This is a genomic window from Pantoea wallisii (assembly GCF_002095485.1).
GTDB classification, from domain to species: domain Bacteria; phylum Pseudomonadota; class Gammaproteobacteria; order Enterobacterales; family Enterobacteriaceae; genus Pantoea; species Pantoea wallisii.
Genome location: NZ_MLFS01000076.1, coordinates 1 through 18,807, shown reverse-complemented (window position 1 = coordinate 18,807; position 18,807 = coordinate 1). Strand labels below are relative to the sequence as shown.

The 18,807-nt window shown below is 49.6% G+C and carries 17 protein-coding genes and 2 pseudogenes; 5 read left to right on the top strand and 14 right to left on the bottom strand.

Annotated elements, in window-relative coordinates:
• Positions 1-169: 169 nt before the first annotated feature.
• Together HA48_RS19895 and HA48_RS19890 are read left to right on the top strand one after the other, a co-directional pair.
• A complete protein-coding gene (locus HA48_RS19895; RefSeq protein WP_128602856.1) occupies positions 170-1,018 on the top strand; it encodes a DUF3289 family protein in 849 nt (282 codons plus the stop codon).
• Positions 1,015-1,485, top strand: a complete 471-nt coding sequence (locus HA48_RS19890) for a DUF943 family protein (RefSeq protein WP_128602855.1) — start codon at positions 1,015-1,017, stop codon at positions 1,483-1,485. Before HA48_RS19895 ends, HA48_RS19890 begins: the two co-directional genes overlap by 4 nt.
• 85 nt (positions 1,486-1,570) lie before the next feature.
• Here the strand turns inward: HA48_RS19890 and HA48_RS19885 are convergent, their stop codons facing one another.
• From HA48_RS19885 to HA48_RS19825, 12 genes and pseudogenes are all read right to left on the bottom strand, one after another.
• Positions 1,571-2,137, bottom strand: coding sequence for a hypothetical protein (locus HA48_RS19885; RefSeq protein ID WP_128602854.1), 567 nt, complete (start codon positions 2,135-2,137; stop codon positions 1,571-1,573).
• The gene (locus tag HA48_RS19880; protein ID WP_128602853.1) at positions 2,130-2,783 is read right to left on the bottom strand and encodes a hypothetical protein; all 654 of its coding nucleotides are present in this window, start codon (positions 2,781-2,783) and stop codon (positions 2,130-2,132) included. Before HA48_RS19880 ends, HA48_RS19885 begins: the two co-directional genes overlap by 8 nt.
• Before the next feature lie 1,465 nt (positions 2,784-4,248).
• On the bottom strand, positions 4,249-6,300 hold the full coding sequence (locus HA48_RS19870; RefSeq protein ID WP_128602852.1) for a hypothetical protein: 2,052 nt from the start codon (positions 6,298-6,300) through the stop codon (positions 4,249-4,251).
• Complete coding sequence (locus HA48_RS19865; protein WP_128602851.1) at positions 6,266-6,736, bottom strand: hypothetical protein; 471 nt, start codon at positions 6,734-6,736, stop codon at positions 6,266-6,268. Before HA48_RS19865 ends, HA48_RS19870 begins: the two co-directional genes overlap by 35 nt.
• On the bottom strand, positions 6,729-7,604 hold the full coding sequence (locus HA48_RS19860; RefSeq protein WP_128602850.1) for a hypothetical protein: 876 nt from the start codon (positions 7,602-7,604) through the stop codon (positions 6,729-6,731). Before HA48_RS19860 ends, HA48_RS19865 begins: the two co-directional genes overlap by 8 nt.
• Before the next feature lie 239 nt (positions 7,605-7,843).
• Positions 7,844-8,193, bottom strand: a pseudogene (locus HA48_RS19855) (DUF3577 domain-containing protein); the annotation flags it as partial.
• Positions 8,194-8,223: 30 nt separating this feature from the next.
• Positions 8,224-10,284, bottom strand: a complete 2,061-nt coding sequence (locus tag HA48_RS19850) for a 2Fe-2S iron-sulfur cluster-binding protein (protein ID WP_128602849.1) — start codon at positions 10,282-10,284, stop codon at positions 8,224-8,226.
• Positions 10,285-10,298: 14 nt separating this feature from the next.
• A complete protein-coding gene (locus HA48_RS19845) occupies positions 10,299-10,910 on the bottom strand; it encodes a glutathione S-transferase family protein (RefSeq protein WP_128602848.1) in 612 nt (203 codons plus the stop codon).
• A 148-nt stretch (positions 10,911-11,058) separates the two neighbouring features.
• The gene (gene celB, locus HA48_RS19840; RefSeq protein WP_128602847.1) at positions 11,059-12,411 is read right to left on the bottom strand and encodes a PTS cellobiose transporter subunit IIC; all 1,353 of its coding nucleotides are present in this window, start codon (positions 12,409-12,411) and stop codon (positions 11,059-11,061) included.
• Between the two features lie 143 nt (positions 12,412-12,554).
• Positions 12,555-13,861 (bottom strand): annotated as a pseudogene (locus tag HA48_RS19835) (6-phospho-beta-glucosidase).
• On the bottom strand, positions 13,854-14,195 hold the full coding sequence (locus HA48_RS19830; protein WP_244182911.1) for a PTS lactose/cellobiose transporter subunit IIA: 342 nt from the start codon (positions 14,193-14,195) through the stop codon (positions 13,854-13,856). The pseudogene HA48_RS19835 and the gene HA48_RS19830 overlap by 8 nt, the downstream one beginning before the upstream one ends.
• Before the next feature lie 59 nt (positions 14,196-14,254).
• On the bottom strand, positions 14,255-14,560 hold the full coding sequence (locus HA48_RS19825) for a PTS sugar transporter subunit IIB (RefSeq protein WP_128602846.1): 306 nt from the start codon (positions 14,558-14,560) through the stop codon (positions 14,255-14,257).
• A 291-nt stretch (positions 14,561-14,851) separates the two neighbouring features.
• On the opposite strand from HA48_RS19825, the gene HA48_RS19820 reads away from it, so the two are divergent.
• Both HA48_RS19820 and HA48_RS19815 read left to right on the top strand, forming a co-directional pair.
• The gene (locus HA48_RS19820) at positions 14,852-15,793 is read left to right on the top strand and encodes a MurR/RpiR family transcriptional regulator (RefSeq protein WP_128602845.1); all 942 of its coding nucleotides are present in this window, start codon (positions 14,852-14,854) and stop codon (positions 15,791-15,793) included.
• A 126-nt stretch (positions 15,794-15,919) separates the two neighbouring features.
• A complete protein-coding gene (locus tag HA48_RS19815) occupies positions 15,920-17,119 on the top strand; it encodes an MFS transporter (protein ID WP_128602844.1) in 1,200 nt (399 codons plus the stop codon).
• A 110-nt stretch (positions 17,120-17,229) separates the two neighbouring features.
• On the opposite strand, the gene HA48_RS19810 is transcribed toward HA48_RS19815, so the two are convergent.
• Positions 17,230-17,739, bottom strand: coding sequence for a ferritin-like domain-containing protein (locus HA48_RS19810; RefSeq protein WP_128602843.1), 510 nt, complete (start codon positions 17,737-17,739; stop codon positions 17,230-17,232).
• Positions 17,740-17,771: 32 nt separating this feature from the next.
• Positions 17,772-17,954: a con-10 family general stress protein gene (locus HA48_RS19805; RefSeq protein ID WP_128602842.1), complete on the bottom strand. Its 183-nt coding sequence runs from the start codon at positions 17,952-17,954 to the stop codon at positions 17,772-17,774.
• Between the two features lie 367 nt (positions 17,955-18,321).
• Between HA48_RS19805 and HA48_RS19800 the strand changes: the two genes are divergently transcribed.
• A complete protein-coding gene (locus HA48_RS19800; protein WP_128602841.1) occupies positions 18,322-18,720 on the top strand; it encodes a NirD/YgiW/YdeI family stress tolerance protein in 399 nt (132 codons plus the stop codon).
• The last annotated feature ends 87 nt before the right edge of the window (positions 18,721-18,807 follow it).

Here is an 18,807-nt window from a genome sequence, read left to right as displayed (position 1 = left end):
CAGGTTTGGTAAAAGTGGCCGGCCTGTTGAAAACACGCTTTAAGCCTCACTTTTCGGGACCGTTCCTGAATCCGCCCGTACTGCTTCTGCGGCATGTTGCCTGACTGGCAACGGCGTTCATCTCCTCTGTTGTCAGCGTCGTTTTCCACTGTTATAAGGAACCGTTCGTATGACAACCGCTGCTTTACCACAGACCATTTTCACAACGCGTCGCCATTTTAATGATTACAACGCTGACGATATGCGTTGCGGCGATCTGAATGAACGACAGCTTAAAGAGATTTTTCAGCTATCAAATATTTCTAATATCGTTAATCCCTACACACTGACCCGATTGACCCCTTTTAATAACCCACAATCACGCTTTGCAGGTGTTTACGCAACTCAGCAGCGAGGTGCATCTGTAACATTGCAAGAGTGCGCGCGATTGCTATTCAGCGAGATGCAGGTAACCTCGTTACCTTATGCCTGCGTGGGACCTTATAAGGATGTAATCAATAGCATGCTCAGACATTTTCTACAGTCCACAGGAGCGCCTTATCGGGATATACGACTGGATATGGCTTACAAGCAGCAGATACAACATGATATTTCAGCGAATAGTACGAGACTAGCCATTCAACGGGATATTGATAAACATATAAACTATACAAAGGCCATTTACCCATCTGAACGGTTATTCGAATTAGGTAAAATTATATCGACGAACATCATGCCAAAGTTTGATTCCATGCTATTAGATAAAATCAATGGGTTAGGGATTTCCGTTCATGATGTATACGCCACACGCATCGAACTCGTTTCCCTGGAGGTATCAGGTAACAACTGGAAAGGGAAACTTCGCTATCATGGGCAAGATCATTTTGGCTTAGATAATGAAGATATCCGCAAAAAAAAATTCCATCAATTTCAATTTTTCAAAATATGGTTTGTGCTCCAAAGATACAATAAGTTCGGCTTTCGACCTTTTTTAACTAATCTTGAAGCCACAGTAGATATTGAAGGAGGGAAAGCATGAAAAAGCGCCTTTTTATCATGTTTTCAATCACAGTTGGCATATGTGCAGCTTACGTTTGGCTAAATCATCGCGACGTTCGAATCATTAACGCGGTCAGAGACAGCTCTGTCGCGGTTATTGTGGTTGAAAATTTCCCGATTTCCGATTCAGCAAGGATAAAATGGTGGCTGACGAACAAGGCGCTGCTCTCAGATAAATTTAATATCCCTGCAGAAGAGAAGGGCGGACCCGACCATTTTGTGATTTATGATTTTGGCGATGGGTATCGTGAAGAGGGCAGCAGAGATCGTTATTGCTTAAGCAATGTTCCTTCACCAGTTAACTGCGTAGATAAAAATACCTTAATGGTGGTAGATCGTAATCGTAAGGGCGAACGTTCGTTTTTGATCGGCAATACGGTGTATCTGCAAAATAATAAAGACAAATCGGTAGTTAGATCTAAAGGGGAAAATAAGAATGAAAACTAATAATATGGTTGATGATAGCAGCGCTCATATGGCTCCTTGTTCGACAAGAGAAACCATATGAATAGCATTAAAAACTAGGGAATCATTAAATACTTTTTTGATCCGGGAGTTCATTCCACCCGTCAGTCTGGGTATTTTTACGGTAATCATAAGTAAATTTTTCACCATAAGCGGATGAGAATTGAATTTTAAAATTAAAACGTTCATTCTGTAATAACCCTTCTTTTAAAGATAATATTGACTGACTCAGTTTGCACAGCCCTTCAGCATTATCGTTAGCCTCAATGAAAAATGTTTCCTTATCTTTTATCAGGAAGTCGTTTTGCCTTGGGGTTGCATATAAGAAACAACCTGCATCAAGGCCAAGCATGTTTATAGCAGAATAGAAATCACCGAAAATTGATCTACTTACAGGTTTTCCATCAATAGTAACCAGGATCTTATGAACAATTGCATTACCCAATCCTCCATTATAAAAATAAATTCCATTTCTTTTTGATTGATTTCTTCCGCCAATTGAGTAATAGGCGGTAATTTGCGGTCGCAATGAGGTTTTATTGAAATCTCGCTGGAGCCATAGCTGAGAGCATGTCGCTAATAATGCACAGGTGGCAATTACTGTGGCTGCGTTTCTTCTTAAAAAGTTAAGCATCTTTATAAACTCTAATTGTTTTATCATTAATATAAGTAGATTCAAAAAAATTAACTGTTGTGTCAATCATTATCGAGGAATAAAAAGTCCTGAAAGCCATGTAACCTACAATTGAAAAAATTATAGGTATGGCGATATTGACAAAAATATTCATAATAAAATTTATGAATCCACTATTTTTAATCGCCGACGGGAAGTTTGAGTTATAAATGGTTGTAAAATAATCATATGATATATCACTGAATGTCATTATAAGCCAATACATCACGGGTATGACTGAAAAAAACCCTAATTGTTTTATTGTTCTTTTCCAGCCCTTTTTCCATCCCTCCGCGATAATAACACGAATTGTACCGTTGTCTTCCATTAAACTAAAAGCGCGGATATATCTTTGTACTGATAGATAATTTGAAATCGCATTTTGTGGTGACGGATGTTTTACCAACAATACAATATCTGAACAACCTATGCCTTTAACCCCATAAATTGCGGAGAAAAGATACTCAATAACTAATTTGTTAGCGCAATTATTTAATATTTCTTTATTCATTTCCAGAATTAAAGAGCTTTTATCTTTATTTGTATTATGTCTGTAAACCAAAAAGCTAACGATCCAGGTTAGAGCAGAAATTAATGCAGGGGCCATGATATCCATTTCCATTCATAATTTTTTTTAACGATTTTATACCTTACTTTATTTTCTGACGGGCTGCCACTGAAGCTTGCCTGCTGGCGATAGCACAAAAGTAGAGCTTTACATATCGTTGTCCAGCTTACAGGTACTTCTTGATTAATGCCGTCAGCACTATACGCGCTCATCGCTGTAGCAAGTTGTAATCACAGATTTGTTGAAAAAGCCGATTGCCATAACAAATACACCTTGCTGGGGGTACAGAAAGCTGTTGCGTTCTGGTTTATGTACCGATTGAACGCATCCCGGAATGAGCTGAAACGATACCCATTCCAGCCAAAATTAACCTGCACGATACAGACAGAGATTTTTTGCACCGAATAACTTTACTTATACTACCGTAGCGCCTGCCAGGCCGCTTATCAGCTTTTTTAGCGGTAGCCTGTACCCACTACATCGATTGTCCTCGGCTACGAGTGCGTAATGTATGGCAGCTAGCAAGATACATTACGCTAGTGCCAGAGATTAAAGCGACCCAACTGGTGCGCCGTGCTGTAGAGCGGCTTTCTGATAACTTGACGGCATGTTTTGCAGGCTGATTGACGCCATTGAGCTGACTGCACTCAGCAACAACGCGGCGGTTAAAACCCTGCGATATGCCATCTGTTTTACTTTTGCCATAGAAGAACCAGCATGATGTCATTAGCCAGCGGCCTCCGCCGTGGATCTGGGTGATACGTCGCTCATGTACTTGCACTACGGTAATGCGATGCTGCTGCGTCCGGTTGCGCAGTTTCTGATCGCTGCCTTCACTATTCACAAAAGGATATCAACGAGGGATTTATCGGCTAAAACGGCGGAGAGCCGTGCATCGCAGTGCTGACAGTCTGCCTTGCACGCAAACAGCGCGAGCCGACAACCTGAGTCATGCGCGATATCTGCGGCGTTGCCCATATTGACCGATAGCATGTTGGGCATCAAGCGCTTCCATGTAGCATCAACTTCGCGCTGGAATTTGAGCTCTTTTCCGGGGGCTCATATTCCTGTTTTATCGAAAGTTTGGCATAGTGGCGGCGCTCGGCGTCGTTGCTGGCTTCAACTCCTAAAGCAGCGTAAGAGTCAATATCTGGAGAAAGCTGCTTCTAATAACGTCCATGATAGCTCTATATCTCTTTTTATCCCTATCATTCAAAGAGTGCTTCACTCGTAACCAGAAATTGTTGTTTCATTATGATCTACAAAATTATTATTTACTTGAGCTTCTCAAAACCGAACGCTGCGATTAGAAGTAAATGCAATGAAATCGTAAAGGCGCCAACTTGCATGCCCATATTTAACTATTATATGAGGTGTTGGCTTAAGAAATATGGTTAGTTATATTTACGATCCTCAACTAAGCAACCAGTTAAGTAATTGTTTGTGGATAGGATGTGATTTTTAAAAATCAATGCCCAGCATACATATATGCTGGGTTCTTCAATTAAATTGATGAGATTACCTTCCCATCCCAATTGATATATTTAAATTCGAGGCCGCGGGTGGTAGTGATGAAGTTATTTTCAGACTCATCAAATGATGCGGCCACAATACTTTGAAGATTATTCTCATGCGATAAAATGTTCAATAAGGATCTCTGGCTTTCAATGCTCATTGAATGTTGACCTGGTTCATCAAAAATCAAAACCCCGATGTGGTTATTTCCAGTGCTGTATTTTTTTGCCTGATATAAGGCGATTATATAAGCCCATATCAACCTAACAAAGTCACTAGCGCTCGACTCATTTTTAACGTCAATAATCTCCCTTAACTCAACTTTTTCAAGGGTAGGCAAAAGGCTAGCTGCATTTATTTCAATATCTTCGATGTCAGCACTACTATAGTCAAATGAAGAAGCATTTGATCTAAATAACTTCGCAAATAGCATGATTTTTTCAATGTCAGCGCTAGAGTAATCACCACTGGGAAGGTTATCCCATTTTTCTCTATTTTCTTTTATTTTTGCAGAAAGAGAATTAAGAGCTTGCTCGATTTCTTTAATTGAGGACTCTGTGGAGTTTAGAGATTCCAATTCACTATCAATATTAACTTGCTTAGATATTAAGTATCTTATTATGTTTCTGTTTTCTTTAATATCTTCTTTAAGAGACGTGAGCAACCTTCTCTCCATTGAAAATTGATTTCTCAACTGTAATTCTCGCCGACCCATTATTTCTATTTCTTTTGAGATTGCGTTAGATTGAGAGTTCAACATCTTCTTCTGAGTCTCTAAGTATAATATGTTGTCCTCAACATCCATGCTTAACACTGGCTTGCCGATCAATACCAAGTTATCATCTATTTTTTGGCTGCAAACTGGGCAAAAATCATTGGCTGAATGTATATTAATTTCGGCACCAAATTTTTTTAATTTAACCAAGGACTTTGTTTTTTTGATATCTTCTGATATCTCTTTTTCTAATTTTGATATTGCTACTGACTCGTGCTTCTTTAATATCTTATCTTGTACAAGGCTTACAAGGTTGAAATTAATAGCTTCAATCTTCTCCGTTTGAATGGTAATTTCAGCTGTTATTTCTTCAGACGTTGGTTCAATCTCTGATTCAAGACTGGATTTTATTTCTCTAGACTCAATCAATAAATTTTTTTTGTAATCGCTTAATGTGACATGAGTTCCATCAATAGACTTTGATAAACTTACTAATCCTTTGTATTCTGAAGGGGTAACTATCCTTTCATTAAATGAAAGGAACTTACTATTGGCTATGAATTTTATTTCGTTTATTAAACTCTTCCATTCGGTTATTAAAGTAGTAAACTCGCTTTTCAGCTTCTCTTTTTCAAATTCACTTTTAAATGTGTCTAAATTTAATACATATTCTACAACCTTTTTCTTGGCATCTCGTATTGCATAGTAAGGTGTATTTGCAATGTAGTCCGTCCAGCCTCGCTTTTGCTCAATAAACATGGATGCGAATATGCATTGAAGATAGAGTTTAGTGACATCTCCCTTATTAGTTAGTACTTCTGGTAATTCCAGCCCTAAAAATTTTTCAAGGAATAAATGAAAACCATTTTCACTATTTGCTCCACCCGCATCATGGATGAATTTGAAGATTGGCTCTCCGATTAAATCCGTATTTTTAGATAAATGTTCATTCATGTAGACTTTAAAGAGTTTTGTATCTACAGAATCACTAGTTATATGACGACAAGATGTAAAAAATTCTCCATTTGATTTTCCAATCTCAATGAACACTTTGGATGATATCACTTTGACATCATTGCCATTTACTTTGAAAGAATCTTTCAATGCCGAGTTTAAAGTTTTTAAACCTCTGCCGCCGATTATTTCCTCAAGTCCTAGAGCATAATATATTGAACTGATGACAGTGCTTTTCCCACTCGAGTTGTCAGCTCTAATAATATTTAACCCTTTATCGAAGGTGAAGTAGAATCCAAAGTCACCTTGAATTGTTTTAGCTATATATTTTATGGCATTAATGAACATCCAGAGTTCTCCAATTCCTTTCAACGTCTTTTATCATTGACTCAGTAATCGATTTGCCAATCTTTTTTAATAGAATGAGATCATTCTTCATGAATTCTCCCTCAGAAATTATTTTATCAGCAAAAATGAGCCCGAGTTTGGTTAGAGCAAATGCTCCATTTTTGAACGTTATTAATCTATCTGAATAAGCTAAATCTATTGCCCTGACTAATGCAGGGTCATAACTCCATGAGTTTATTTTTAGTACCTTTGTTACTTTCGAGACAAGCAGGCTATCTATTCGTGACTCTTCCTTCAAAGCCCAGTTGATCAGATTTATCTTAGATATAGACGCTTTTGAACCTCTGCAAGTTTCTTTCAATATTATCACTAACTGTGAAATTTTATATAGAACTCTATGTTCTGGAATAACTGGAGTCCTCTTTGGAGAAAATTTTATTTTTTTTGGAATATCATTCATAATCTAACTCACATATTGCTAGCCATCTGGCAACAGTATGCCTTGCTGCAGTCATAGCTGTTGACTTTGTTATCAATGGGCCAAGATCATTGACTATAGTTTCAACTAAACTATCTGATAATTTTTCTGTAAGTTCATGGGCACTTCCAGTCCAGATATTACTTTGCCTTGCTGCATACTCAGTAAATTCATGAATTACTCTAGATAGTTTTGCATATACTACTGGCGCTTCTTTTTCAATCTTACCAAAAAATTCAGTATGAGATAAAAAATCTTGAGTAGTGCTTTCTTCAAGGAATCTTAACTTTCTTTCATATGATGCTGAGCCTTCTAATTGAGAGAGTCTCAAGGCTGATTTTCTTTTAATATTTCCATTGTATTGCGTTTCATCGATATCGACGTCATTCAAGATAGGAGGAGGGAGGTCAAAACTAATAGCTTCGCCTTTAAAATATCTAATATCATTCATTTCAGTTATATAGTATCCAGCATCATGAATACTAATACTAAAATCCTTGTGTATGAAATCTAAAGAGTAACCTTTAACCTCTTCCTCTTTTTCCTTGATGTAACTTAGCAAATTGTTATGTGAAATTACTGGGGTTACAAAAATCCAGTTTATAATTTTATTTTCACCTAAAATTGCACTTAGTTCTTTTTTGTTTTTAACAAGTTTTTTCAAATCTATGTTTATTTTATTTCTTTGATGCTCATAAAACTCTTTTTGTGAATAGTTTTTTTCAGGGCAATAACATTGAAACCCTTTGCCTGTTAAAGTAGTGAAACCTTCCAATCCATAATCGCCAGGAGATGTAGTTATGCATTGATAACCATCGGCGGCAAACTTTCTTTTGAAGACTAATTGCATTAAATCTTCCCATTGCCTGCCTTCGAAATTGCCATGTTCACAACTAAACATATGATTTAGCTCAGTAAAAAATAATAGTTTGAGTTTTAAAAAGGAAAAGTTCGTTAACTATTTTTATCATTTTTATACAATAATGGTTAGCTGTATATTATAACAGTGGTTTTGGGCATTTCTGAAGGAAAGTTAAGCAATTTCTGTGATTTAAAGTGCAAAAAAACGTCTTTAAGGGTGTCAAGTAAGAAAGAATTATTAGCATATTGTTTAGCCTGTACTGTTAATTTAGTAGACGGTACAGACTCACTTTTCTCAGCCTTATTAACCCTCTCCTGACCAATCTTGATTCAATCAACCTTAACCAGTCTGGCTTTCAAGCTACCCCGCTGTTTGCCCGCATGGTCATCTCTGGTGAGCGTGAAAATGTCAGACGTCAGGTATTGAGATTAAATCCAGGCAGCACCTTCTGGTCCTCGTTTACGGCTTTCTGGCAGCAGCTTATAAGGTTCGTTGCTTCCCTACCGGCGACAGTGGTATCAAAGCGCACTTGGGTAGGGTTGTCAGCGGGGCCGATCAGCGCATTCATCACCACGCTATCGCCGCAGCAGTCTCCTGCCGCAACCCATTACAGCGCCAGCTGGATCGCCTGTACCTCGTCCCCGGTTTGTGCCGGCATGGCGCAGCAGATCAGTACCTCATTATCAGCAAGCGGAATGCCGGGCTTAGTTGTATAGGTCACCGCACCTTGCAGCAGTTTCGTCTTGCAGGTGCCGCAGTGTCCTGCGCGGCAGCTGTATGCCGGGCTTAAGCCGCGCGCTTCGGCCAAATCCAGTAGCGAGCCGGACTGCGGCGTCCAGCGCGCCTCTTTCAACGACTGCATAAACTTCACCGGCACCGATGCGTCTGCCACCGGCGGCAGCGCTTTTCCGGCCTGAACGACATCATTGCTGCGCTGCAGCCCTGCGGGGCCAAAGGCTTCGGCATGGATACGGTTATCCGCAATGTTGAGCCCGCGCAAACCGTCATACAAACTTTGGGTAAACTGCGGCGGGCCGCACAAATAAAAGTCGTAATCGTTGAACGGTAGCACGCGGGAGAGCAGGGCGATATCAATGCGTCCGGCGATATCGTAATCCGCGCCTTGTTCCGCCGCGCCGGGCTGACTAATGACCCGCACCAGCTTTATTGCGCCGTCGCTCGCTGTCAGCAGCGCATCCAGTTCACGTGCAAAAGGGCGATCGGCCACGCTGCGTGCCGACTGAAACAGCCAGATCGGGCGCTGGCGGCGTCGACGCTGGCCTTCATAAACAACGTGACGCAGCATGGCCAGCATCGGCGTGATACCTACGCCCGCAGCCAGCAGCACCGCCGGGCGGGGCTCACTGGCATCAAGGGTAAAGTCGCCTGCCGGCGCTCGCGCTTCCAGCCGATCGCCCGGCTGAAGATGATCGTGCAGATAGCGTGAAACAATGCCGTCGCGTTTTACACTGATACGATAAAACCCGTCCGCCGGGGCCACCGAAAGCGTGTAGTGACGAATCAGCGGTCGATCGCTATCCGGCAGCTGAACGCGAATCGGTAAATACTGGCCCGCCAGATGCGGCAGCAGGCCGGCACCGTCGTCCGGCATTAAATGAAACGAACGAATTTGTGCGCTCTCATCCACCACCTTCGTCACGATAAAGGGCCGCCATTGCGTGGAGAGCGCCTGTGCGCGCAGCCTTTCGCCTGCGGCTTGCCAGTCACCGGTCATCAGCGAGGCCGGCGACACGCTGTCGGCCGGTTCGCGCCAGCGCAGAGCCAGCGCACCACGCCGGCGCACTACGCGACGGGGTTTGAAGGTCCAGAGCCGCTCCGCTCCCTGGAAGGCGGCAATCTCGGGCGCATCCAGGATAACGGCGGCGTCACCGCTCATCTGCAAGAGATCGCCGCTGGCGTAATCAATAAACAGCAGCCCGGCCTGGCCGTTCAGCAGAATATTGCCCAGCGTGGCAAAGAACAGGTTGCCGTTGAAATCAGGAATGGTCAGCAGGCCATCATCATCAATGCGGATAAAACCCGCTTTCCCGCCGCGATGGGAGACGTCCACCTGGCGCCGTGCCTGGTCGGCATAGGTGGCAACATAGAAGGCATCAGCGCCGGCGACGGTGGCGCGCGCGGACTCATCCAGCTCGCTCAGCTGTTCGGTGACGCCGGCGTAAGCGCTGCCGGGTTCGCGGGCGAAATGGGCCTCGCGCAGCTGGATATAGCGCGGACAGTTGCCAAAGCTTTGATCGACCTGAACGCGAAAACCGTTGTCGGTCACGGCGAGCACGCCGTTCATACGGTTGCGGCGGCGCGTATGCAGTTCAATCCCCAGCAGGCCAAGCGGCGCGCCGGCCGTAAAGCCGGCGGCGGCAGGATCGCTGGCGTCAGGACGTGCCGGGATATCCAGCGTGGTCGCAGCGGGCGAAGAGACAAAACCGGGCGGGCCCTCAAGCACCGTCGCCCAGGCATCGCCCTGTGCATCCACGCTGCCCACCACGATAAACGGCAGCTGCGCATAAAAATCGCGGTGCTGCTCAGGCATGTAATCCCGCACTACGCGCTGCCCAACCTCGGCCATGCGCTCAGCGACGCCCGCCTGCTGCTGCAGCGTAACTTCACCCGGATGCCAGACCGGCAGCGTTGTCAGTTTTTCGCCCATGATGCTGGCTCCGGTTACGCGCGCAGGCCTGCGGCGGTTTGCGGGAAAGCGACAAAGCCCGGCAGCGCTTCGATGCGGGCCAGCAGGGCATTGACTGCCGGATAGCCGGCGAGGTCCACGTTGCCTTCCGGCGCCCCCGCGAGGTAGCTATACAGGGCAATATCGGCAAGGGTAGGGTGATCTCCTGCCAGCCACTGGCGATCGCGAAGGTGGCTCTCGGTGCGTGACAGCATCAGGTGCGCACGCGCCAGCACCTCTTGCGGATTGAAGCTGGCACCAAACACGGTGATCAGGCGCGCCGCCGCCGCCCCGTAGGCCAGCTCACCGGCGGCCACAGAGAGCCAGCGCTGCACCTCCGCCGCGCCACGTGCATCGTCCGGCAACCAGTCGGTACGGTTATATTTTTTCGCCACATACACCAGAATGGCATTGGAATCAGAAATATAGATGCCGTCATCCTCCAGCACCGGCACCTGACCAAACGGGTTCATGGCCAGAAATTGCGGCGTTTTATGCTCACCGCCTTTCAGATCGACCTCTACGATGTCGTGCGGCACACCCAGCAGCGACAGACCAAGATGGGCGCGATGCGCATGACCGGATAGCGGGAAGTAATAGAGTTTCATGGTGCGGTTCCTCAGGTTGTGGCCGGGGCGCTCCCGAGCCGTGCCTGAAGGTTCGCACAGGTGATAAAGGGGCAGAATAGCCGGATCTGCGAAGTCATTATTGCGAAAAGTGGAAGAGTAAGCCGGGTGCGCATCCATGCGCGGTGCGCTATGAGGTCACCGCACTGCCCGCCAGCGCCTGCGCCTGCTGCTCACTCTGCTGCTCCTCACGGAACTTCAGACGATGCCACACGCGGAAGAAGGGGTAGTAGATCACCAGCGAAATCGTCAGATTCACTACCTGCAGCACCGTGCCGGAGATATGCCCGCCGGTGGCGAGATAGCCACTGACAAATATCGGCGTGGTAAAGGGCAGGGCGATACCGGCGGGTGGCGCGACCAGCCCCGTGGTCATCGCCGCCCAGGAGACAATCACCAGCACAACCGGCGTAAGGATGAACGGCAGAAACAGGTACGGGTTCATCACCAGCGGAATGCCAAACACCAGCGGCTCGCTGATGTTGAACAGCGCAGCCGGCGCGGCGATTTTACCCAGCTGTTTCATCTGGCGGCTGCGGGCACGAATCAGCATGAAGATCACCAGGCCGAGCAGCGCGCCGGTACCGCCGGGCGCGATCCATAAATCGTAAAACTGCTGGGTAAAAATATGCGGGATGGGCTGGTTGTGCTGAAAGGCCTCGAGGTTTTCACTCATGTTCGACAGCCACACCGGCTGGATAAACACCAGCACAATGGCATCGCCGTGCAGCCCCAGCGTCCACAAAATACCAATCAACAGCACCGAGAAGATCATGCCGGGCAGCGTGCCGCCGACGTGATGCATCGGCAGGCCAATGACGGTCGCGATAAGATTGTTGATGTCATGAAACGGTGAGGCCTCCACTGCCAGACGCAGCAGCAGAACCACCGCCAGCACGCAGAAACCCGGTACCAGCGCGAGGAAAGATTTCGCCACTGCGGGCGGCACGCCCTCCGGCATCTTGATCACCAGGTTGCGGCTGTGCACAAAGCGGTAGATCTCGGTCGAGAGCAGCGCGATAACGATGGCCACAAACAGGCCCTGGCTGCCAATCAGCGAGATCGGCAGCACCCCGGTCACCAGCTGGGCGGGCGCCCCTTCTACCGGCGCAAACAGCGTCTGCTGCGGGATGGTCATCACAAACGCGACCAGCGCCATCGCGCCGCTGGTGAGGGGATCGAGCGTGCGATACTTCTCCGCCAGACGGTAAGCGATGCCGAAGCTGGAGATCAGCGCCATGATGTCGTAGGTGGCGCGCACCGGATAGAGCAGCTTGTTGCGCCAGCTGTCACCGAACAGATCGGCCATCAGATGGCCCCACGCCGGAATGGGCAGATAAGCAAAGATCAGAAAAAAACTGCCAATCAGCATAAACGGCATGTTGAGAATGATGCCGTCACGCACCGACAGCACATGTTTCTGCCCGGCGATCTTCAGCGCCGCCGGCAGCACATAACGTTCGATAAGAGTACGGTTGGACACAGGGCCTCCTCAGGCTCAAGGGCGCAACGAAGTAAAGGGTGGGGAATCGGCACCGGTCCGCTGCTGATTCCGCGCGTATTCAATCAATGCATCCTGTGCAGACGACCACAACGACATCCCTGTGGTTAAACATCGCCCTGCCTTCAACCGAACTGCGGCAGCCACTGTTTATTCAGCGTCAGCACCTCTTCCAGCAACGCTTCGGCGCTGGCCACGTCGCCCACCAGCGGGTTGCCGGTCAGCGCCAGCAGCGCGGCATCCCGATCGCCATGCACGGCGGCCTCAATGGTTAGCCGCTCGAACGCCTTAATCTGCTGCGTCAGCCCGTGCATCAGCGGCGGCAGCGCGCCAAACACCAGCGGGTGCGCACCCTGCGCATCGACCAGACAGTTCACTTCCACCACGGCATCATCCGGCAGACCGTGAATCGCTCCTTGATTGCGGCAGTTCACCACCAGGTTGCTGCCGCTGTTGTTGTGAATGGCGCTGATCAGCTCTACCGCCACTTCTGAGTAGTAAGCCCCGCCGCGGAAGCTCAACTGCTCCGGCTTGTGCGACAGCTGCGGGTCGGCATACAGCGCAAACAGCTCGGCTTCCACTTTCATGACCTGCTCAGCCCGCGTGCCCGCCTGACCGCTGCGGGCTTTCTCCTGCTCTTCCGCCAGCATCTGCGGGGTCTGCCAGTAGTAGCGGTGATAGGGGCAGGGGATAGCGTTGAGCGCGCGCAGGAAGGCGGGCGACCACGGCATATCTTTGATGTTATTCATGGTTAGCGACTGGCCGTCACACAACTGCTCAATCACCTTCCGCGTCACATCCTGACCGCGGCACGTCACCTGATGCACCCACACCAGATGGTTCAGCCCGGCAAAGCGCAGCTGCACCGCATCACGGGGCGCATTCAGCATGCCGGCAATCATATGGTGCATGTTCACCGGCACGTTACACAGCCCGATAATGTTAGCGCGACTGTAGCGCGAGACCGCTTCGGTCACGATACCGGCCGGATTGGTGAAATTGATAATGAAAGCATCGGGTGCCAACGCTTCGACTTTACGTGCTATCTCCAGCATCACCGGAATGGTGCGCAGCGCTTTGGCGAAGCCGCCGACGCCGGTGGTCTCCTGACCAAGACGGCCATACTTCAGCCCAGCCGTTCATCGGCGGCCCGCGCCGCCAGCTGGCCGACGCGCAGCTGCGTTAACACGTATCGGGCGCCGCGGATCGCCTCATCAAGGGTAAAGTGCACGCTCACCCTGACCTGCTCCAGTCCGTTCTGCCGCAACATGCGACGGGTGAGATCGGCGATGATATGCACTTTTTCGCGGCCCGCCTCCACATCCACCAGCGCCAGCTCCGTCACCGGCAGCTGCGCATAGCGCTGAATAATTCCCTCTACCAGCTCGGGTGAGTAGCTGCTGCCACCACCAATAATGGCCATTTTAAGCATCGGTTTCTCCTGCCGCCGTGCGGCGATAGAGTTCAATGATTTCGCCTGCCAGATCCTGAATCAGCATGGCGTTCATCAGATGATCCTGGGCATGGACCAGGATCAGCGTGACCGGCAGTTTGCCGCTGCCTTCATCGAGGCCGATCAGCGCCGTTTGCTGGCGATGCGCGCCGTGCACGCTCTCTCTGGCCGCTGCCAGCTGCTGCTCTGCCGCCGCAAACTGTCCGGCCCGGGCCAGCCGCAGCGCGCTCAGTGCGGCACTGCGCGCCGCGCCGGCCTGCACCAGCAGCAGCATAATCTCCTCTTCAAACGCCATAACCTCATCTTCAGGCATGCAGAACTCCCCACGGCACAGCGCCGCGTAGTAATTTTCAGGTTGGGTGAGGTGAAAAATCAGGAAGCGTGCAATGCCAGGGCGCTATCCAGCACCTGTTCGCCACGCATCATGCCGTAATCCATCATGTCGATCACGGCGACCGCTTTGCCTTGCGGCGCGGCGAGGGCGGTAAGACGGGCAGCCTCAAACTGCACCTGCGGGCCAAGCAGTATCACATCGGCATCGGGAAGGATGCGTTCAAAATCCGCGACCGGCACGGCCTGAATATCGATCGCCAGCCCGCGTCCCTGAGCGGCGTGCTGCATTTTATTTACCAGCATGCTGGTGGACATGCCTGCTGCACAGCAAAGTACGATGCGCATAACGTTTCCTCCTGTGAATTGACAGAGGCATTTAAGACCCGTCCTGCAGACGCTGTAAATACCCTCCGGTCAGACTATTTTATGATGATAATGAGAAAAAAGCTTTAAAATCATCATGTTAAATCGATATGATTTGTGAAAATAATTTTCAATGGTGTGATCGGGACGATGCTTTTTCTCGCTGTATAACGTGAAAAAGGGAAAATTCAGGCATGATTGCGGAAAAAAGAGTCACCAGGAAAAAGATTTTCATGCATGATGGGGCTTCGCAACTGAAGGTGTGATGAGCTGATGGATATTGTCTGGCAATTGCGACAGCAGTCGGCGCGCGTTGATGCGCAGGAGTCGAAGCTGGCGCGTTTTATTCTGAACAATCTGCACACGAGTGCGCAGGCGACCATGGAGAGCCTGGCGGCCCAGGCGGGCGTCAGTCAGGAGGTGCTCCAGCGCTTTGCCGCCTCCGCAGGCTGTCGCGATCTTGATGATTTTCTGCATCAGGTACGTCAGGCGGGCCAGCAGGAGACGGCGTTTGTTGAGGTGATCCGCCAGCGCATGGCGTCGCTTAGCCAGCAGGAGCAGCGTGTGGCGCAGGCTATTTTGCGTGACAGCGCCTTTGCCGCCTCCGCCACCATCGAGCAGCTGGCAGGGCGCGCTGAAGTCAGTGCGGCAACCATCACCCGCTTTGCCCGATCCATGGGCTGCGATGACATCCGCGATCTGCGGATGCGGCTGGCGCGCGCCAGCTCTGTGCCGGCTGGACGCAGCAATCCGATAGCGCAGATTGAGATGATCGAACAGGCGCTTACCCTGCAATGGACGCAGGCAGATCAGGGCAGCTGGCAACAGGCCGCAACGGCACTGCGCAGCGCGCGCAGTATTCTGCTGATCGGGGCCGACGGGCCGCACACGCCGCTGGCAGCAGAAGTGCAGCAGCGGCTGCAGAGTGCCGGCTTGCCGCTGGCGTGGATTCAGGATGAGAGCCTGCTGCGCATGACGCTCAGCCGCTTACAGCCGGATGATCTGCTGCTGATCCTGGCGCCAGATACGCTGCACAGCAGCGTACTCAGCGCGGTGCATCACGCGCATATTCAGCAGGCCCCGGTTATCGCGTTTTGTGCGGCGACGTGCGATCTTGCCGGCCAGGCAACTCACTGGCTGCCGCTACCGGAGGCCCCGACGGCGCGCCGCTACGGTATTTTGCTGGCGCTGGACCGGCTGGAAACCCTGCTGTAGCGGTATTCAAACGCGTGGCTTCGTTTCAATTGGTTACTTTTTCCTGTCGTGACTTTTGCATGTTTGTCGCCCTAACTTATCTCCACGCACAGACATGATAATCACCACACAACAGGAACCGGTACGATGCGACTCAAATCGCTCCAGGCGCTCTGTCTGGTCAGCTTTTTTCTTGCCGATGTCCGGGATGGACTGGGCCCTTTCCTCGGAATATTTCTGACCCAGCGCGACTGGCAGCCAAACGACATCGGCTTTGTCATGACGGCAGGCGGCCTGGCGGGCTTACTGGCTACGCTCCCGGCGGGTATTGTCACTGACGCCACGCGCCATAAACGCGCGCTGTTATTGCTGGGCTGCGCTCTGATCACCGCCGCAACGCTGGGTTTGTGGTTCTTCCGGCAGAGTATGGTAGTGGGCGTGACGCAAATAGTAAGCGGCATCGCCGCGGCCTTTATCGCTCCGGTGCTGGCTGGCATTACGTTAGGCCTTACCGGGCGGGACGGATTTAACCGGCAGATGGGCAGAAACGAGGCCTTCAACCATGCCGGTAATATGAGCGCGGCGCTGCTGGCCGGGGCGGCAACCGCCTGGTGGGGCACCGGTTCAGTATTTGTTTTGATGACGCTGATGGCGGTTTTCACTGCCGTGGCCGTGCTGGCGATTCGCCGTGACGATATTGACCACCAGGCTGCACGCGGCCTTGATGGCTCAGCCAGCCAACACATTCCCCGCCTGACAACCCTCATCCATAACCGCGCCCTGATGATCCTTGGGGTGACTTTGCTGCTGTTTCACCTCGCCAATGCGGCGCTGCTGCCGATGCTGAGCATGCGCGTAGCGGCGCAGCCGGGGGCGATCAATCCGGGGCTTTACGCGGCGGCAACGGTGGTGATCTCGCAGGCGGTGATGATTCCGGTGGCGCTCTGGACCGCAGCCAGAGCGGAAAGGAGCGGCTACCCGCGTTTGATTTTACTGGCGCTGCTGATCCTGCCGGTTCGCGCCATGCTGGCGGCCAGCTTTACCGATCCACTGGCGATGATACCGGTACAGATGATGGATGGTCTGGCGGCGGGCGTGCTGGGCGTGGCCGTGCCGGGTTACATCGTCGTGCTATCTGGCGGTAGCGGCCATGTAAATGCCGGACAGAGTGCCGTGATGCTGATGCAGGGCATGGGGGCCGCATTTAGCCCTGCGTTAACCGGGGTGATTGCCAGCCGCTACTCATATGGCGTGGCGTTTGGGGCATTAAGCGTGATAGCGCTGGTGGCGTTATCCCTCTGGTGGCTGACCAGTCGGCCGCGCTCTGCGTACCGTACCGCGCGCTAAAAAAAGCCAGTAGCGCCATCACTGCCGCTACTGGCTGACCATCAGGCCACGATTAAAAGCTCTCGCAAGGTGGAACATCTCCAGGGGGATAACAAAGTGCCGTGCGAGAGTTATTTCTTCGCTTCCACGCCTGGCGTTTCTGAGCGGATCAGGAACTGCTGCGTCACATCCGGCAGATGCTTCAGTGTCCAGTCGGCCATGGCGATCTCCTGCTCGCGGATACGCGTGAAGATCGCTACGCTTTCGCTGTCGTTAATCTTCTCTGCTGCCGCAATCAGTGAGGTGTAGCTGGCAATTTCGAAGTTCTCGAATACGTTGCCGCTAATAGCACCTTTCACCACTTCATCTTCGGTCATCATGCCGCCCATCGCCTGGCCAAACGCGGAGAGTTTGCCGGCGGTGTCTTTGATCACCGAACGCGAAGTGTCATAACGATCGATCACACTTTGCACCAGCACCTGCTGTTCGCGTGTCTCTTCAATGTGTTGCTCTATGCGCAATTTGAGATCCGGATAGTGTTCCAGACGTGCGGCCATTTTTTCCAGCATGCTTTCAGCCTGCTTCTCCATGGCGTGGGCATCTCTTACCCAATCGAGGAAGTGTTCTTCGCTGCTCATCATATTCTCCTTTGATCACATACGCTTTAAGGGCATTAGCTGGTCACTTTAGCTACCGTACGGCGACTCTTTTTACCGCCTTTGCGGCCAGCTTCAATTGCCCGCTCCGGGTTATTACGAAAATTGCCTCCGCTAACCTGTCCGCCTTTTTTGCCCGCTTCACGAGCGCGCTCAGGGTTCATGGCGAAATTACCTGCACCACCACGTGGATTGCTCATCATTAACTCCTCAGAGATACAAGATAATAAGTATTTGTATTGCATGTTAAGGCTAGCGCTAAATCGACAATTAACAAGGCGGCTATTTAGGATTATTCTTAAAATATAAATTTGTAATCGGTTTCGGTTTTCAAAAAAAGAAATTATTCTGAATTTTTATAATTAATATTTATACAATGAGCGCAGAGTTGTACAACAATTTAACGGTTTCGCTTATGGGTTATAGCTCTTTTAACTTATTTATTTTATTGGTTTTTTATATTTATTTGATTTCAGGAATGTTACCTGGCTTTTTCGTTTGTACACTTTTTACAAAATATCGTGATTGAGGCCGAATTTTAATTTTATTTTCATTGAGAGGTGATTAATGACAATGCGCAATCTTTTATGGATTCTGTTTTTTGCAACCGCTTTTGCCAGCGCAGAAGATAAAGGGGGATACAATCCGGATGCAAAAGCGCCCAATCCACAGGATCAGAAAAGCGGTTATCGCGCGATTACGGATGGTCAGCATCAGAATATGACCAGTGAGTTGCCGGAATTAGCTGATAATGCGCAAGTTTCGATGAAGGGGAATTTAATTAAGCAAAGCGGCAATAAAGAATATCTTTTACGTGATGAGAAGGGCACGGTCGCCGTGCGCATTGCCGAACATCTGTGGAAAGGGCAGGAGGTAAAGCCGGATGATCTGGTCGCCATCAAGGGTCAGTTGCAGCGTAACCCGCAGCATACGGTCATTGTGGTAAGTGAAATCCACCGGTTGTAAGGCACGCCTGGCTTGCATGCATTCACAGGCGTGCCTGGCGGCCCTGACGGGTCGCCACTCCCAAGGTCAAAACAAGCAGCGATACCC